The following is a 15,216-nucleotide window of genomic DNA, read 5'->3' on the forward strand; positions in this document are numbered from 1 at the left end:
TGCGCGCTCAGCTGGTGGGCGCAAGCTCCGCGTCATCAGTCGGGACCTCTTGATCTTCGCGCGGGTCATCGGCGACCGGTTTGGCATCGCTCGGCTCCGTGCGTGCCTCTATTTCGGCATTCAGTGCAGCGCCGAAAAGCACCAGAAAGCTGCTGATCCAGAGCCAGACCAGCATCGCAATCACCGCCCCGATGGAGCCATAGACCTCGTTGTAATTGCCGAAATGTGCCACGTAATACGAAAACGCGATGGACAGGGCCGCCCATGACACTGCCGCGAAAACCGACCCCGGCGTCACAAACCGGGTAATCGCGGGGCGTCGGTTCGGTCCGAACCGATAGAGCAGCCCAATCCCCGCAAAGATCACCGCGATCCCGACACCCCAACGCAAAAGATCAATGATCACGGATGTGAACCCGCCCAAGGCAAGAAAGGCCAGAATGACCGGCGCGACCACCAGCGCCAGCAGCGCGATGATCCCGATAGCAACCAGGCTGACGGTCAACAACACCGCGCGCAGATAATGGCGCCACGTACCCCGGCTGTCGGTGGCATAGACCACATTCAACCCATGCATCATCGCACCTACGCCCGCGCGCGCAGACCACAGGGCGACAATCACCGACACAAGGCCGGTCCACCCCAGCGTATCCGAGCTTGTGCTGACAAGCCCCACGATTTGCGCATTGAGAATATCATAGACGTCTTCGGGCATGAGTTCCTGAAGTTCGGCCAGTTGCACGACAACCACTTCGGGGTCGGCAATCAGGCTCAGCACGGCGATCAAGGCCGCCAGCGCCGGGAAAATGGACAGCATCGAATAAAACGCCACGCCAGCCGCGATCAGCGCCAGATTGCTGCGGCCCACCAGCCCGAAGGCAGCAAAAAGCGCTTTGCCCAGCAGACCGATTGAAATCCGTGATGTCATGTCTCTCTTTCCTCTCTGCGTCGCCATCAATCAGGACTGGCAACGCACCTCGCCCAAGAACCTAAAGGGGAAATGCCCTGAATTCTACCGTGGAGTGCGCCTTTTGTCTTTGCGGGTCTCGCAGCGTGGCGTGCCGGTCGGCGCATGATGCACGTTTCAGCGTGGCAAAGGCGGCTTGACGAAACCCCGTTTGCCGCGCAAGCAGGCACGAAAGATATCGCTGCAAGGACCGCAAGATGCCTGAATTCGCCCCCGATCTGATGCAAGACATCCGCAGCCGTTTTGCCCATGTGGACGCCTGCCCCTTTCAGGGCCCGCGCGTCTTTTTCGAAAACGCTGGCGGCGCGCTGACGCTCAATTCGGCGGTTGAGACCTCGGCGAAATTCGCGGCCATTCCCGACAATCAGGGGCGGGACAATCCGGCAGCGCAGGCGCTGGTCAAGATCATCGACCGCGCCAAATCCGATATGGCACTGTTTTTCAGCGCACATGGGGGGCAGTTCTTTGTCGGGGAAAGCGGCACCGAACTGACCTTTCGCCTGATCCGCACGGCGGCGATGGGCAGCGGCGCGGGGTCGATCATCGGGTCCACGGTTGAGCATCCTGCCTCGCGCTCTGCTGCGAGGCATTGGGCGGAACAGGCGGGCAAACCCTATATCTCGGTCCCGCATGACGATGCGACGGGGGCGGTAACACCAGCGGCATATGCGGCGCTGATGACCCCGGATGTCAGGGTCGCGACCATCCTGCACACCTCTCCCGTGACCGGGATTGCAAATGATGTCGCCGGGATCAGCGCAGCCATCCGCGCAGTGGCCCCGGATGCCTTTATCATCGTGGACGGCATTCAGCACGCCAGCCATGGGCGGATTGATATCGCCGGGTACGACATTGATGGCTATGTCATCTCACCCTACAAGGTGTTTTCCCGGCATGGTTATGGCGTGGCATGGGTGTCAGATCGCATGACCGCCCTGCCGCTTGAACAACTGATCGACGGGCCGCGCGCCTCTTGGGAAATGGGCACGCGGGACACCGGGGCCTATGCGACGTTCTCCGATGTGGTGCAGTATTTCGAATGGCTCGGCACGCAGCATACCGACAGCGACGACCGGGAGCAGCGGATCAGGGCCGCAGGCGGCGCGATCCATGCCCATGAACAGGTTTTAACCCACGCGATGCTGCGCGGCACCGGCAATCTGCCCGGCCTTGCGGAACTGCCGGGGGTGACGATCCTTGGCGGAGCGGACAATCCAAGGCGCGAGGGGCTTGTCTGCTTTGCGCTCGACCACGTCCCGGCAGTTGAGATCGTCGAAAAGCTGAACGCGCAGGGCATCCGCACGCATATTCGCAAGGCGGATCACTATTCGGGCAATATCCTTTCGCCGCTGGGGCTGACGTCAGCGGTGCGCGTGTCGCTGTGCCATTACAACACCCTCACCGAGGTCTCGGCCTTTCTGGCCGCCATGAAAGATATCGCTGCTCGGGCCAAGTAGGCTTGCCATTTGAACAGCCACGGCCAAGACTAAGGCCATGCAACCAGACCTCGCCGCAGCCATAGAAAACAGACGAGACGACCTGATCGCCCTCACGCAGGCGCTGATCCGGATCCCGACGCTGAACCCGCCGGGCTGTGAGTATCACACAATCTGCCAGTTGATCGCATCCCGTCTTGAGGCGCGCGGCTTTGCCATCGAGATGATCCGCGCCAGGGGGACACCCGGCGACAGTGACACATACCCAAGGTGGAACGTTGTAGCCCGGCATGATGGGGCCACACAGGGTGAATGCGTGCATTTTAACAGCCATATCGACGTGGTCGAGGTGGGGCAGGGCTGGACCCATGACCCCTTTGCCGGCACGCTGCAGGATGGTCGGATTTATGGCCGCGGTGCTTGTGACATGAAGGGGGGGCTTGCTGCGTCGATCATCGCGGTTGAAGCCTTCATCGACACCTACCCCGATTACGCCGGTGCCATCGAAATTTCAGGCACGGCGGATGAGGAATCGGGTGGATATGGCGGTGTCGCCTATCTTGCAGAGCGGGGGTATTTCGACCCGCAGCGTGTGCAGCATGCGATCATCCCGGAACCTTTGAACAAGGACCGCATCTGCCTTGGGCACCGGGGCGGCTGGTGGGCAGAGATCGAAACCCATGGTGAAATTGCGCATGGCTCCATGCCTTTCCTGGGCGATTGTGCCGTGCGCCATATGGGTGCGGTGCTGTCTGAATTCGAAGACAAGCTGTTCCCCGCCATGGCCCTGCGTCGCACCGATATGCCCGTTGTGCCCGATGGCGCGCGGCAATCCACGATGAACATCAATTCGATCCATGGCGGACAGGCCGAACAGGATGCCGATTTTGACGGGCTGCCCGCGCATTGCGTACCGGACAGTTGCCGCATCGTGATTGACCGCCGTTTCCTGCTGGAAGAACCGCTGGATCAGGTCCGTGCCGAAGTCACCGGCCTGCTTGAAACCCTTAAACAAACACGCCCGGATTTCGAATATACGCTGACCGAGATCAATTCTGTGCTGCCCTCGATGACCGACCGGGACGCGCCGATTGTTCGCGTTGTGGCACAGGCCATCGAAGAGGTGATCGGCAACCCCCCGGACTACGTGGCCTCCCCCGGCACCTATGATCAGAAACACATCGACCGGATCGGCAAGCTGAAAAACTGTATCGCCTATGGGCCGGGTATTCTGGAGCTTGCGCATAAGCCGGATGAATATGTCGGCGTCGATGACATGATCGACAGCGCGCAGGTGATGGCGCAATCGCTGGTCACACTGTTGACGGGCAAGGCCCAGAGCGTCTGACGGTATATCTGAAACATCACGTTACGCTTTGAAATCTTTGATTTCACGCAGCGTTGGCGTGATTGAGGCTTTTCGCATCGCGCTTTAGCGCGCCACCGGCACGTCGATATTGTCGATCAGCCGCACCCCCGCAAGCCAAGCCGCTGCAAAGAGGCGCGCAGGTACGGATGCGTGATCAAGAAGCGACAGCGAAGCACAGGAGCGCAGTTCGAAATAATCCACGTCAGTGAAACCCGCTGCCGTCAACTGCCTGAGTGCTGTGGCTTGCAACGCATCAAAGGGCGCACCCTGTCCCAAGGCCGTGGCAGCCTCCTGCATGATCTCGTGCATGCGCGGCGCCATGGTGCGCGCGCGGTCCGACAACAGCAGATTGCGCGAGGACATGGCGAGGCCGTCTTCTTCGCGGATGGTCGGGCAGCCAACAACTTCAATCGGTATATCCAGATCGCGCGCCATGCGCTGCACAACCATGAGTTGCTGAAAATCCTTTTCCCCAAAGAACGCCTTGTCGGCAGAAGTCTGGGTAAAGAGCTTGGTCACAACGGTCGCAACACCATCGAAATGGCCGGGCCGGTGCGCCCCGCAAAGCACATCCGTCATGCCCGCCACAGAGACATTCGTGCAAAATCCCTCAGGGTAAATCTGACTGACATCAGGCGCATAGACCGCATCGACATCAAATCGGGCCAGCTTGCGGGCATCATCTTCTTCGGTGCGCGGGTAGCTCGCAAGATCAGAGGCCTTGTTGAACTGTTTGGGGTTCACAAAGATCGTCACGATCACCCGGTCGCATGCCGATTTGGCCGCAGCCACGAGGCTGAGGTGCCCGTCGTGCAAGGCACCCATCGTGGGCACGACGCCAATCGTCTCGCCCGCCAAATGCCACTCTCGCGTCGCACTGCGCAACGCGCTCAAGGTTCGCAAGACAGGCACAGTCATCGTTTGGTATTAGCCTTGGGTTCCGCGTCGGCAAAGACATGTTCGGGGGCGGGAAACCTGCGCGCCCGCACATCAGCGGCATAAGCGGCAATCGCCGCCGCGCCCAGATCGCCAAGTTCAGCATAGCGTTTGACGAATTTCGCCTTGAAGGCCGTGAAAAGGCCCAGCATGTCATCCACCACCAGAATTTGCCCGTCACATCCCGCCGATGCGCCAATCCCGATCGTGGGAATGTCGATGCTTGCCGTGATTTCATCTGACAAGCCCTGCGGTGTCTTTTCCAACACGACCGAAAAAGCACCCGCCGCTGCAACGGCCTTGGCATCCTGCATCAACACCTCGGCCTGCGGGCCGCGCCCCTGCACCTTGTAGCCCCCCAAGGTGTTGATGGACTGCGGGGTCAGCCCGATATGCGCCATCACGGGAATGCCACGTTGCACCAGAAACTCAATGGTCTGCGCCATGTGCTGCCCGCCTTCCAGCTTGACCGCACCAGCCCCGGTTTCCCGCATGAGCCGCGCCGCACTTTCAAAGGCTTGCTCGGGGCTTTGTTCGTAGCTGCCGAATGGCATGTCGATCACCATCATCGCACGGCTCAACCCACGCGATACCGCGCGACCGTGGAGGATCATCATCTCCATCGTCACTTCCAACGTCGAAGGCAGCCCATGCAACACCATTCCCAGGCTGTCCCCAACCAGAACGATGTCGCAATGCGCATCCATCATCTGCGCCATCGGGGTGGTGTAAGCCGTCAAACTCACGATAGGTTCGCCGCCTTTGCGGGACTTTATGTCCACAGGCATGGGGGCTGTTTGTCTGGCGGTCGCACTCATCCGCACATCTCCGATTGCATTTGCTGTTCCAATACCAAGGGTTTTGACAGAAATCCACGCACAACAGCGCACAGAACACGGAGTGAGGCATATTTGCGCTGTCATTCAGAGGCGTTGCGATTGATAACGCGCAAACCCCGCCCGAGGAACGGCAGGGTGCTTTCAATTTTCCATTTTAAGTTCTTTATTTTGTACCCGGCTCGATTACCGTCAGTTGCAAGCATACACATGGGGGCCTGATTCCAATGGCGGGTTGGCCGAAATCGTTCACGGAAAAAAAGCGTCGCGCGCGGGGAATCTGTCGCGCCATGCTGCTCGGCATGTCTGCTTCGATGGCCCTTTCGACTCCCGGCTTGGCCGATGACTGGGACTATACGATTACACCCTACATTTGGGCGCCAGCGCTTGATCTGAACCTTGATGTGGGCCCCAATCCACCGATCCGTGGCGATGTATCCATGCTGGGTATTCTGGATGGGGCGCTCTTGCTGCAAGGGCAAGCGCGCCGGGGGCGCTGGTCGTTTCTGGGCGAGTTCAACTATCTCAACCTGTCTGACAACTTTGGCGTTTCATCGACGGACCCGCGTGCCGAATGGCGTCTCAAAGGGACAATGGTATCGCTGGCTGCGGGCTACGCTGTCTATGACAATGCTGACACGCGCATCGAAGCCATCGGCGGCATCCGGGCTTGGGATCTGGAAACATCGACCGAAGTGTCAAATCTGACAGCCTCCAGAACGAGCACATTCGTTGATCCGATGATCGGTATGCGTGTCGAAACACCTTTGGGTCAGGGTTTCAATTTCCACGGCTTGGCCAATATCGGCGGCAGCAACTTTGGGTCTGACCGTCAGGTTGAGGCAATCGCACAGGTCAACTGGCCCTGGACGCAGCGTACCAGCCTGTCTGCCGGTTACCGGTATCTGTCACTGGATTTTGACGAGGATCAGGTTCTGATTGATGCGACAATGGAAGGCCCCTTTATTGCCGTCAGCTTTGATTTCTGACGCAAAGCCGCTGCCGAACTGAACATCACGCAGTTTTACTGGTGAAAAACCAAGCAAACGCGGCAAAATGCCTGTTATTTCCTCAACTATGGCGTGAATACTGTCGTCTTCTGTGATACAATTACGACTAAAGTATGAGCGAGTCGGTAAATCGAGACGCTAACGACTCAGATGCCCGCAAGGGTGGAGATAGTGCGCAATGGGAGAGAGCGATGACTGATCTTGAAATTCAGGCGAGTAAACTTGCTGACCGGGCTGAAAAAGCGACACATGCCGAACGCATGATGCTGCAGCCCCAGATTGACCGCGTTCTGACCACGCTCGCGATGCGCGGTGCCCCTGTGAGCGGGCGTCTGCGCCGCATCAACAACACGCTGAAGGACGAAGCGTTGGACGATATGTTCGACAACATGCCGGTCTGAGGCGCGTCAAACACATGTAACCCGCCCCTGCTGCCCGTCCGATACGGCGGCGCGTTTTGAACTGCGACAACTGGACGTCAATGGTCCAGACGCAAACGGGCCGCCTTGCGCGAAAGCTCTGCCACCCGGTCGGTGATGTCCGATCTCACCGGACCGGGTCGGGGTGCATCACGCAGTGTTGTGAACCAGTGCTCGGGCGGGTTCTTGCCGCGACGGTTGCCCTCAAACCGCAATGCGCGCAACACGGCTTGCGCCTCGGGCGGCAGGCGGTCGGGGATGTCATGCCCGTTGAGCGTCGCCCAAACCCCTGTCCACAGTCGCCCAACCGACCACGGATTGTATCCGCCACCGCCCAGCACGAGCATGCGGGGCGCGATCCCCATCAGCGCCTTGGTTACGGCCCAATGCGCATTGTTGCTCAGGCACAGATGCGCCAACGGGTCTTCTTCGACGCCATCCGCACCGCAGAGCAGCACCACGGCATCCGGTCTGAACGCCTCAACCTGCGGAAGGATCAACCTGTCTCGGATGTAGGCCATTTCAGTATCATTCAGGCCACGCGGCACCGGCAGGTTCAGGCCTGCCCCTCCCGCTGTATCCTCCAGCAGCCCGGTTCTGGGCCAAAGCCCTTCTTCGTGCACCGAGATCATCAGACACTGCGGATCGCCATGAAAACCGGCCGCAACGCCGTCACAATGGTGCGCGTCGATATCCACATAGGCAATGCGCTGCACGCCATTGCGCCGCAGGCTCAGCATGGCGAGCACCGGATCATTCAGATAGCAAAACCCGTTCGCCCGATCCGGCATCCCGTGATGCGTCCCCCCGGGCGGGTTATAGATGATGCCCCCCTCGCGCAGCAATTCGCCCGCCAGCAGTGAGCCCCCCGCCGCCGTCGCAGGTCGTCGAAATATTTCAGGGTAGACGGGATTGGTCACCGTGCCGATATCGTGGCGCTGCGTATCATGCGGAGTTGCTTCCTGCGTCGCCTCAACCCGCTGCAAGGCGGCGATGTAATCTGCCGTGTGCCAGGCCAGAAGCGCTTTGGGCTTGGCCCGGGGTGCGGTGATGAACTGCGCGGGGGGTAGCCAACCCATGGCACGCGACAGATCCATCACGGTGGATACACGCGGCACCCGCAACGGGTGCCAGCGTCCATAGCTCGAGTGTCGAAAAATCTCGGCTCCGATCAGGCGCGGCGCTTTCATCCGCCTCAGCTAACACGCAAATCAGGCTCTGCAAGCCCCCCGAACAGCGTACAGGTCAAAACAACGCGGGCCAAAAGGGCGCAAAACCATCGTTTACCAAACTGAAACGTTAATCGGCGACAAAGACGGCCAAAGCTGCGTCACACCCCTTAGAACCGGCAGCCAAGAAAGGCGGGTCCGATGCGGGATGACATCATCCTGAGTCCCATTACGCAGACACAACACCGCGAGGATGCGCTGGATCTTGCCATGCGCGCCACCGATTATGCCACGCTTGAGGTGGGGCACGCCCCTGATGGCGCGTATATACGTGATTTCTTTACCGCTGTGCCACCGGGGCTCGGACCGGATTGCCTGATGCATTTCGGGGTCATGGAAGGCCCGGCGATGGTGGGCATGATCTGCATCGCCGAAGGGTATGAATTTCCCGATGACTGGTGGATCGGGCTGGTGTTGCTTGACCCTGCGTTTCGGGGACAGGGGGTTGGGCACAAAGTCGTCTCAGACATCAAGACACGGGCGCGCAACCGGCGCATCAATCTGCTCAAGCTGGCGGTTTTGGCAGCAAATCCCCGCGCGCTTAAATTCTGGCATCGCGAAGGGTTTACCCATCACCGCGATGCCCCCGCGACACCACAAAGCGATGGACATGACAGGATCGTGCTGAAATACCAGTTGTAGCTGGAGGAGTATTTCATGCGACTTTCTGGAAAAACCGCCATTATCACCGGGGGCGCATCCGGGTTTGGCGCAGGTATTGCGCGTAGATTCATCGCAGAGGGCTGCCGCGTGATGGTCGCCGATATCAATGGCGACGCCGCCGCGCAGATGGCAATTGAACTGGGTGAAAACGCGGTGGCACAAAAGGTCGATGTGTCAGATGGCGCTTCGGTCGACGCCATGGCCGAGGCTGCGCAAGAGGTGTGGGGGGATGTTGATATCCTGATCAACAATGCGGGCGTCACCCATTTGCCCGCCCCGATGGAAGACGTGAGCGAAAGCGATTTCGACAGGGTTCTGGCTGTTAACGTCAAAGCGGTCTACCTGACCGCCCGGGCCTTTGTCCCGCGTATGAAAGCGCGCGGGCAGGGGGTTATCCTGAATGTCGCCTCCACCGCTGGCGTGTCGCCGCGACCAAATCTGAATTGGTACAATGCTTCCAAGGGCTGGATGATCACCGCGACCAAAACCATGGCAGTCGAACTTGCCCCCAACGGCATCCGCGTGAACGCGCTGAACCCGGTCGCCGGAGAAACGCCGTTGCTGAAAACCTTTCTGGGCGAAGACACACCGGAGATGCGCGAAAAATTCCTGTCCACCATCCCTCTGGGGCGGTTTTCTTCGCCTGAAGACCTTGGCAATGCGGCCTGTTATCTCTGCTCGGATGAGGCCACGATGATCACTGGCGTTGCCTTGGAAGTCGACGGGGGCCGCTGCATATGAAACCGATCAATCTGGCCGAAAAACTGGGGCAGTTCACCTCTCATTGGGACCCGCATGTGGTCGCGCAGTACAACGACAACGACGTCATGGTCGTGCGGTTTCAGGGTGAATTTCCGTTTCACATGCATGCGGACACGGATGATTTCTTTCTGGTGTTGCAGGGCGAGATGACCATGGATCTTGAGGACGCATCCCATGTGGTCAAAGCGGGCGAACTCTTCGTTGTCCCCAGGGGCGTGACGCATCGCCCCCGTGCCGAGGCTGAGTGTCACGTGCTGCTGATCGAACCCAAGGGGGAGCCGAACACCGGCGATCCGGCCACCGCCGCCGCCAAGCCACATATTTGACATGCGGCCCGGCCCGCGCAACCTGATCACGGATGTTGCTGGCCTGCGGGTCGGCAATGCGCAGGATCACAAGCTCAAATCAGGGGCAACAGTGCTGACCGCTGATGCGCCGTTCACCGCGTCCGTGCATGTGATGGGCGGTGCGCCCGGCACCCGCGAAACGGACCTGCTGGCCCCGGATAAATCGGTCGCATCGGTCGATGCGCTGGTGCTGTCCGGCGGCTCTGCCTTTGGTCTTGAGGCCTGCACGGGCGTGGTGGATGGGCTGCGTGCCATGGGTCGCGGGTTTGCCGTTGGGTCCGCTATCGTTCCGATCGTGCCCGGCGCGATCCTGTTCGACCTGATCAATGGCGGGGTCAAGGACTGGAGCACCAACCCCTACCCCGCTTTGGGCCGCCGCGCGCTGGACACCGCAAGCGATACGTTCGAGATCGGCACAGCAGGGGCCGGGACAGGCGCGACCACCGCCACCCTGAAAGGGGGGCTCGGCTCATCTTCCCTCGTGTTGGACAATGGCATTACCGTCGGGGCGCTGGTCGCCGCGAACCCCTTTGGAGCGGTCACGACACCCGGCAGTCGCCATTTCTTTGCCGCGCCTTATGAAATGGGCAACGAATTCGCAGGGCTGGGGCCGGACCCGACAAAGGGGCATGGTTTACCCGTCCGGACGAAAGTGCTGCATGGCACCGGCGCGGGCGCGAACACCACAATCGCGATTGTCGCCACCGATGCGGCCCTCGACAAGGCGCAGTGTCAGCGCATGGCGATCGCCGCGCATGATGGGATGGCGCGCGCGATTGTGCCCAGCCATACGCCCATGGATGGTGATCTGGTTTTCGCCCTATCGACCGGCGGGAAAGCCTTGGCCGACCTTGACATGATCGGCCATGGTGCAGCGCTGTGCCTCACGCGCGCGATTGCCCGCGCTGTTTACGCCGCAACGCCGCAACCGGGTGATCTGCTACCAAGCTGGCACGACCTGCCGATCTCCTAACGCCGCTTTGCGTTCAGGGTGACGACCTTCAGGTCCCGCCCCAGAACGCGGGTGACCTGTTCAACGATGCCCATCGTATCAAGACCGGCATCACGGTACATCTCCGCCGGGGCGGCCTGGTCAATGAAGCGGTCCGGCAGACACATGGTGCGCACCTTGCAGCCCAGATCCAGCAGGCCTTCGGCAGCCATGGATTGCAACACCATTGCGCCAAACCCGGCCATCGCGCCCTGTTCCACAGTGATAAGCGCCTTGTGCGTTTGAACAAGGTTCGCGATCAACGCCATATCCAGCGGCTTGGCAAAACGCGCATCCGCGATGGTGGCATTGATCCCTTCTGCCTCAAGAATGCGGGCCGCCGCCTCGCAATCCGACAGCAATGTGCCAAGCGACAGGATCGCAACCTCGCCATCGCCTTCGCGGATCATGCGCCCTTTGCCGATTTCAAGAACACGGCCCGTTTCAGGCAGCGGCACGCCGGTCCCATTGCCGCGCGGATAGCGAAAGGCAATCGGGCCATCGTTGTGCGCGCCCGCCGTGGCGACCATATGCACAAGCTCTGCCTCATCTGCGGCGGCCATCACCACCATCCCCGGCAAGGCACCGAGATACCCGATGTCGAAAGACCCCGCATGGGTTGCCCCGTCTGCACCGACAAGACCCGCCCGGTCAATGGCAAAGCGCACCGGCAGGCCCTGCAAGGCCACATCATGCACGATCTGATCATAGCCACGCTGCAAAAAGGTCGAGTAAATTGCACAGAACGGTTTCAGCCCCGTCGCCGCCATCGCGGCGGCAAATGTAACACCGTGTTGCTCGGCAATGCCGACGTCGAACACCCGGTTCGGGAACCGTTTGGCCATCCGGTCGACCCCGGTGCCCGAGGGCATCGCCGCCGTCACGGCGACGACGGACGGATCCTCTTCGGCCAGCGTGGTCAGCGCGTCACCGAACACGGCGGTGTAGGACGGCGCATTCGCCTTGGCCTTGGCCTGCACCCCGGTGCCCACGTCGAATTTGCTGACCCCGTGGTATTTGTCTGCTGACCCTTCGGCGGGCGCATAGCCCTTGCCCTTGACAGTACAGCAGTGGATCAGAACCGGGCCGGTTGCGCGCGCCTTGGCCCCGCGCAGAACGCTGAGCAACTGGGCCATGTCATGGCCATCAATCGGCCCGATGTAGTCAAAGCCGAGCTCTTCAAAGAACGTACCGCGATTTTCAAGTCCGGTAACCAGTTCGCGCGCCCGCCGCGCCCCGTCCCGCACCGGTTTCGGGGCAAGCTGCTCCATGCCTTCAGCAATGGCCACAAGACCCCCGAAGGGTCCGGCGCGCGACAGCTCGGACAGGCTGGAAAGGTAGGACGACATTGCACCGACAGGGGGCGCGATGCTCATTTCATTGTCATTCAGGATCACGAACATGCGCCGCCCCTCATGGCCTGCGTTGTTCATCGCCTCATAGGCCATGCCTGCACTGATCGAGCCATCCCCGATCACGGCCACTGCGTCACCGGTCGGCTGGCCCATGTCCCGGCTGATGGTAAACCCCAGTGCGGCGGAAATCGACGTGCTGGAATGCGCCGCGCCAAAGGGATCATATTCGGATTCGGAGCGTTTGGTGAATCCGCTGATCCCCCCGCCCTGCCGCAGGGTGGGCATCTGCTTGCGCCGACCCGTCAGGATTTTATGCGGGTAGCACTGATGCCCCACATCCCACACCAGTTTGTCGCGCGGCGTGTCGAACACCGCGTGGATCGCAACGCTGAGTTCCACAACGCCAAGGCTGGACCCGAGATGCCCGCCGGTCTGGCTCACGGCTTCGACAACTTCGGCGCGCAGTTCATCGGCGACGTTGCGCAACTCGGTATCGCTCATACTGCGTAAATCGGCAGGTCCGGCGACACGGTCCAGTGTTGGGGTTTTTGTATCGGTCATAGCGCACCTCTCCTGAGTGTTCGGCGCGGGTGGCTCTTGCCAAAGCCTCCGTCCCACACCGGGGAAAAAGAAGGGGTCGCATCGAGAACAAGCTCGTTACGACCCCAGGTTCCTGTAGCCAACAGGAAGGGAACCGGGGTGTTGAGACCCCGTGCCCGGACCAAGGAAGCCAATGGTCCGTGCGAGGCTAAAAGGGGGCGACCCGAAGGCCGCCCAACCTTCTATTCGTAAACTGGCGCCTCTGTGGTCGCGAGTTCGGGCCAGTCAGCAATGACGTTCAAGCCTTGCATCGGTTTTTGATAGCCTTTGTGGCAGGTCTTGCAGGCCGCTTTGGGCGCATCTGCATAGACCGGTCCAAGGCGATCTTCGGGGTATTCATCTTCGAGCGGGATCAGGTATTCCTGATTCATCTCGATCACCATCTGACGTCCCAGCAGCGCCGTCGCCCATTGCGGGGTATGCTGGCCAGGGTCATAGAATGCGCGGCTGTTGTGACAGAATACGCAGTTCACCCCGAGGCTGTTGGAAAAGTAGTTCATCAGCGAAAACGTCATCTCGGTCTTCTGGATGGACGCAACTTCGACGTCGTTGGGCACACCGGCCACACGGCTTTCAAGGTCATGCACATTCACCGCTTCGTATTCCGTCAGATAGATTTCCAACGCGTTTGACGGCAGTGATGTGGACTGGCTCAGCGGGGTGGCCCGGTTTTGCACCGAGGCCCAGCCGGCGGTCGCTTCGGTCACCGGCGTTATGTTGAACCAGATCTCCGAAGGCACATGTTCCCCGCGGTGGCAGGTGTAGCAGTTCACACCCACCTCTGCGTTGGCATTCACGTGACCATCCCAGTTTTCATTGATGTTCTGGGTCATCTGGATCATGCGCCGCGCCACGACCTTGGTATAGAGGTTGTCCTCACCGTAGGTTTCCAGATCCCCTTCACCATGGCAGTAGACACAGCCTTCTTCCGGCGCAATCCACTGTGTCATGGCTGTCATGACACGGTTGAAATTGTCATCCGTCAGATCGCCCAGCACCTGAACATTCTCATAGATGTCCTTGGCGAGTTCTTCGCCGCCTTCGGGGATATAGGGCGCTTCGGTGTAATACTCCTCAATCGTGGGGTCCGGCGCGAACCGGGTCACATTGAATTCTGCCACATGCATGCCCGTCCCGCGTGGGCCAGTTTGCATACTGGCCGTTTGCGCAGGATTGCCGATGCTCACGATGGCAGCGGCGCCAAAGACAGCAACCCCAAGGACACCGATCAGGATCGCCGGACCGAAGATGTTGGTCGGGTTATCCGCGTTCCATTTGTCAAACCACTTGGGAAACATGATCAGTTCTCCTTACCGATAAAGGCTTCGTAGGAGCCGTAGTCTTCGTAGCCGTATGATCCGTCATACATTGGCGCGAAATGGTGCTCTTGTGCCCAGATGAACCAGTTGTCCACCACTGTGCCGGTGAGCAGGATGCCGATACCGCCCGTGATCGGGGTCAGGACCGCGAACCACCACGCCCAGCGGTGGATGCCTTCCATGGTGGCGTTAAAGCCCATGGTCCAGCGCCAGAACAAAGCCGCACGTTCAGTGGCTGTGCCACGGTCATAGATCTGTTCCAACTCGCGGTCGCCGCCATAGCGGGTCACCGCCAGAATGGTGCCGCCATGCATGCAGAACAGCAGGACAGAGCCATAAAGGAACACGATCGAAAGACAGTGGAACGGGTTGTAGTAGAGGTTGCCGTAGCGGATCGAAAACGCTGTCGTCCAGTCAAGGTGCGGGAAGATACCGTAAGGCACCGCCTCGGACCAGGACCCCATCAGGATCGGACGGAACAGACCCAGCACGAGGAACAACCAGACCGCTGCCGCAAAGCCCCAGAAGATATGTTTGCCCATCTTGTGCTGTTCGGCGAGCAGATATGCGCGCAGCAGCCAGGTCATCACCGACACCAGCAAGAAGAAACTGGCGATGATATACCAGCCACCATCATTCAGCGGTGGCATGGACAGCCCGTACTCAGGCGAAGGCGGCTCAAGTGCGAGCCAGAAGAGCTGCCGGATGAATTGCGGGATCGACCAGCCGACCTGCGCCAGCATGTTGAAGCCCACGATCACGAACCACGCAATACCGGTGCCAAAGGCCACGATCGACGTCCAGCCGAAATAGTAGGGTCCGATCTGACCGTTCCCGAACAGGCCTGCCAGTGTGCTGAAGAAGGGTTTGCCGACCCGCTCTTCCATCATGTTGTTGCCGGCATCGTCCATGCCCATTTCGGGCGTGCCACGGACCTGCACCTGCGTGAAGATGTTTTGATATTCAGGATACATCAT

General features: G+C 60.1%; 15 protein-coding genes. 8 read left to right on the forward strand and 7 right to left on the reverse strand.

From position 1 onward, the window contains the following. Positions 1-7 precede the first annotated feature (7 nt). Complete coding sequence (locus RD1_RS00395; protein WP_011566446.1) at positions 8-928, reverse strand: YihY/virulence factor BrkB family protein; 921 nt, start codon at positions 926-928, stop codon at positions 8-10. Between the two features lie 236 nt (positions 929-1,164). Between RD1_RS00395 and RD1_RS00400 the strand changes: the two genes are divergently transcribed. Beyond that, positions 1,165-2,424: an aminotransferase class V-fold PLP-dependent enzyme gene (locus RD1_RS00400; protein ID WP_011566447.1), complete on the forward strand. Its 1,260-nt coding sequence runs from the start codon at positions 1,165-1,167 to the stop codon at positions 2,422-2,424. 37 nt (positions 2,425-2,461) lie between these two features. Continuing rightward, on the forward strand, positions 2,462-3,751 hold the full coding sequence (locus RD1_RS00405) for an acetylornithine deacetylase/succinyl-diaminopimelate desuccinylase family protein (RefSeq protein ID WP_011566448.1): 1,290 nt from the start codon (positions 2,462-2,464) through the stop codon (positions 3,749-3,751). 84 nt (positions 3,752-3,835) lie between these two features. Here RD1_RS00405 and panC read toward each other — a convergent pair whose 3' ends face one another. Continuing rightward, positions 3,836-4,690: a pantoate--beta-alanine ligase gene (gene panC, locus RD1_RS00410; protein ID WP_011566449.1), complete on the reverse strand. Its 855-nt coding sequence runs from the start codon at positions 4,688-4,690 to the stop codon at positions 3,836-3,838. Next, positions 4,687-5,526 (reverse strand): 3-methyl-2-oxobutanoate hydroxymethyltransferase, encoded by an 840-nt coding sequence (gene panB / locus RD1_RS00415; protein WP_011566450.1) that lies wholly within the window; start codon positions 5,524-5,526, stop codon positions 4,687-4,689. Before panB ends, panC begins: the two co-directional genes overlap by 4 nt. A gap of 332 nt (positions 5,527-5,858) precedes the next feature. Here panB and RD1_RS00420 point away from each other — a divergent pair, with 332 nt between their 5' ends. Next, positions 5,859-6,533, forward strand: a complete 675-nt coding sequence (locus tag RD1_RS00420; RefSeq protein ID WP_245897157.1) for a hypothetical protein — start codon at positions 5,859-5,861, stop codon at positions 6,531-6,533. 212 nt (positions 6,534-6,745) lie between these two features. Further along, entirely contained in the window at positions 6,746-6,955 is a 210-nt protein-coding gene (locus tag RD1_RS00425) for a hypothetical protein (protein WP_044032852.1), read from the forward strand. Positions 6,956-7,032: 77 nt separating this feature from the next. On the opposite strand, the gene RD1_RS00430 is transcribed toward RD1_RS00425, so the two are convergent. Next, positions 7,033-8,163, reverse strand: a complete 1,131-nt coding sequence (locus tag RD1_RS00430; RefSeq protein WP_011566453.1) for an acetoin utilization protein AcuC — start codon at positions 8,161-8,163, stop codon at positions 7,033-7,035. 180 nt (positions 8,164-8,343) lie between these two features. Between RD1_RS00430 and RD1_RS00435 the strand changes: the two genes are divergently transcribed. Genes RD1_RS00435 through RD1_RS00450 form a run of 4 tightly spaced genes read left to right on the forward strand, consistent with a single transcriptional unit; the run spans position 8,344 to position 10,947 of the window. Further along, positions 8,344-8,844 (forward strand): GNAT family N-acetyltransferase, encoded by a 501-nt coding sequence (locus RD1_RS00435; RefSeq protein ID WP_011566454.1) that lies wholly within the window; start codon positions 8,344-8,346, stop codon positions 8,842-8,844. Between the two features lie 15 nt (positions 8,845-8,859). Then, a complete protein-coding gene (locus RD1_RS00440; RefSeq protein WP_011566455.1) occupies positions 8,860-9,606 on the forward strand; it encodes an SDR family oxidoreductase in 747 nt (248 codons plus the stop codon). Beyond that, positions 9,603-9,953: a cupin domain-containing protein gene (locus tag RD1_RS00445; protein WP_011566456.1), complete on the forward strand. Its 351-nt coding sequence runs from the start codon at positions 9,603-9,605 to the stop codon at positions 9,951-9,953. Before RD1_RS00440 ends, RD1_RS00445 begins: the two co-directional genes overlap by 4 nt. 1 nt (position 9,954) lies before the next feature. Further along, on the forward strand, positions 9,955-10,947 hold the full coding sequence (locus RD1_RS00450; RefSeq protein WP_011566457.1) for a P1 family peptidase: 993 nt from the start codon (positions 9,955-9,957) through the stop codon (positions 10,945-10,947). Here the strand turns inward: RD1_RS00450 and dxs are convergent. The 3 genes from dxs to pufM form a co-directional block, all read right to left on the reverse strand. Continuing rightward, entirely contained in the window at positions 10,944-12,881 is a 1,938-nt protein-coding gene (gene dxs / locus RD1_RS00455) for a 1-deoxy-D-xylulose-5-phosphate synthase (RefSeq protein ID WP_011566458.1), read from the reverse strand. The two genes, RD1_RS00450 and dxs, sit on opposite strands and share 4 nt — an antisense overlap. A gap of 221 nt (positions 12,882-13,102) precedes the next feature. Continuing rightward, complete coding sequence (gene pufC / locus RD1_RS00460; protein WP_011566459.1) at positions 13,103-14,218, reverse strand: photosynthetic reaction center cytochrome PufC; 1,116 nt, start codon at positions 14,216-14,218, stop codon at positions 13,103-13,105. A 2-nt stretch (positions 14,219-14,220) separates the two neighbouring features. Next, a complete protein-coding gene (gene pufM, locus RD1_RS00465; RefSeq protein WP_011566460.1) occupies positions 14,221-15,216 on the reverse strand; it encodes a photosynthetic reaction center subunit M in 996 nt (331 codons plus the stop codon).

Origin of the sequence: Roseobacter denitrificans OCh 114 (genome assembly GCF_000014045.1) — a bacterium.
In the GTDB taxonomy this organism is placed as follows: Bacteria; Pseudomonadota; Alphaproteobacteria; order Rhodobacterales; family Rhodobacteraceae; genus Roseobacter; species Roseobacter denitrificans.

Coding starts and splice junctions, on each gene's coding strand:
- RD1_RS00395 (WP_011566446.1), bottom strand. CDS start 928: ATGACATCACGGATTTCAATCGGTCTGCTGGGCAAAGCGCTTTTTGCT.
- RD1_RS00400 (WP_011566447.1), top strand. CDS start 1,165: ATGCCTGAATTCGCCCCCGATCTGATGCAAGACATCCGCAGCCGTTTT.
- RD1_RS00405 (WP_011566448.1), top strand. CDS start 2,462: ATGCAACCAGACCTCGCCGCAGCCATAGAAAACAGACGAGACGACCTG.
- panC (WP_011566449.1), bottom strand. CDS start 4,690: ATGACTGTGCCTGTCTTGCGAACCTTGAGCGCGTTGCGCAGTGCGACG.
- panB (WP_011566450.1), bottom strand. CDS start 5,526: ATGAGTGCGACCGCCAGACAAACAGCCCCCATGCCTGTGGACATAAAG.
- RD1_RS00420 (WP_245897157.1), top strand. CDS start 5,859: ATGGCCCTTTCGACTCCCGGCTTGGCCGATGACTGGGACTATACGATT.
- RD1_RS00425 (WP_044032852.1), top strand. CDS start 6,746: ATGACTGATCTTGAAATTCAGGCGAGTAAACTTGCTGACCGGGCTGAA.
- RD1_RS00430 (WP_011566453.1), bottom strand. CDS start 8,163: ATGAAAGCGCCGCGCCTGATCGGAGCCGAGATTTTTCGACACTCGAGC.
- RD1_RS00435 (WP_011566454.1), top strand. CDS start 8,344: ATGCGGGATGACATCATCCTGAGTCCCATTACGCAGACACAACACCGC.
- RD1_RS00440 (WP_011566455.1), top strand. CDS start 8,860: ATGCGACTTTCTGGAAAAACCGCCATTATCACCGGGGGCGCATCCGGG.
- RD1_RS00445 (WP_011566456.1), top strand. CDS start 9,603: ATGAAACCGATCAATCTGGCCGAAAAACTGGGGCAGTTCACCTCTCAT.
- RD1_RS00450 (WP_011566457.1), top strand. CDS start 9,955: ATGCGGCCCGGCCCGCGCAACCTGATCACGGATGTTGCTGGCCTGCGG.
- dxs (WP_011566458.1), bottom strand. CDS start 12,881: ATGACCGATACAAAAACCCCAACACTGGACCGTGTCGCCGGACCTGCC.
- pufC (WP_011566459.1), bottom strand. CDS start 14,218: ATGTTTCCCAAGTGGTTTGACAAATGGAACGCGGATAACCCGACCAAC.
- pufM (WP_011566460.1), bottom strand. CDS start 15,216: ATGATGTATCCTGAATATCAAAACATCTTCACGCAGGTGCAGGTCCGT.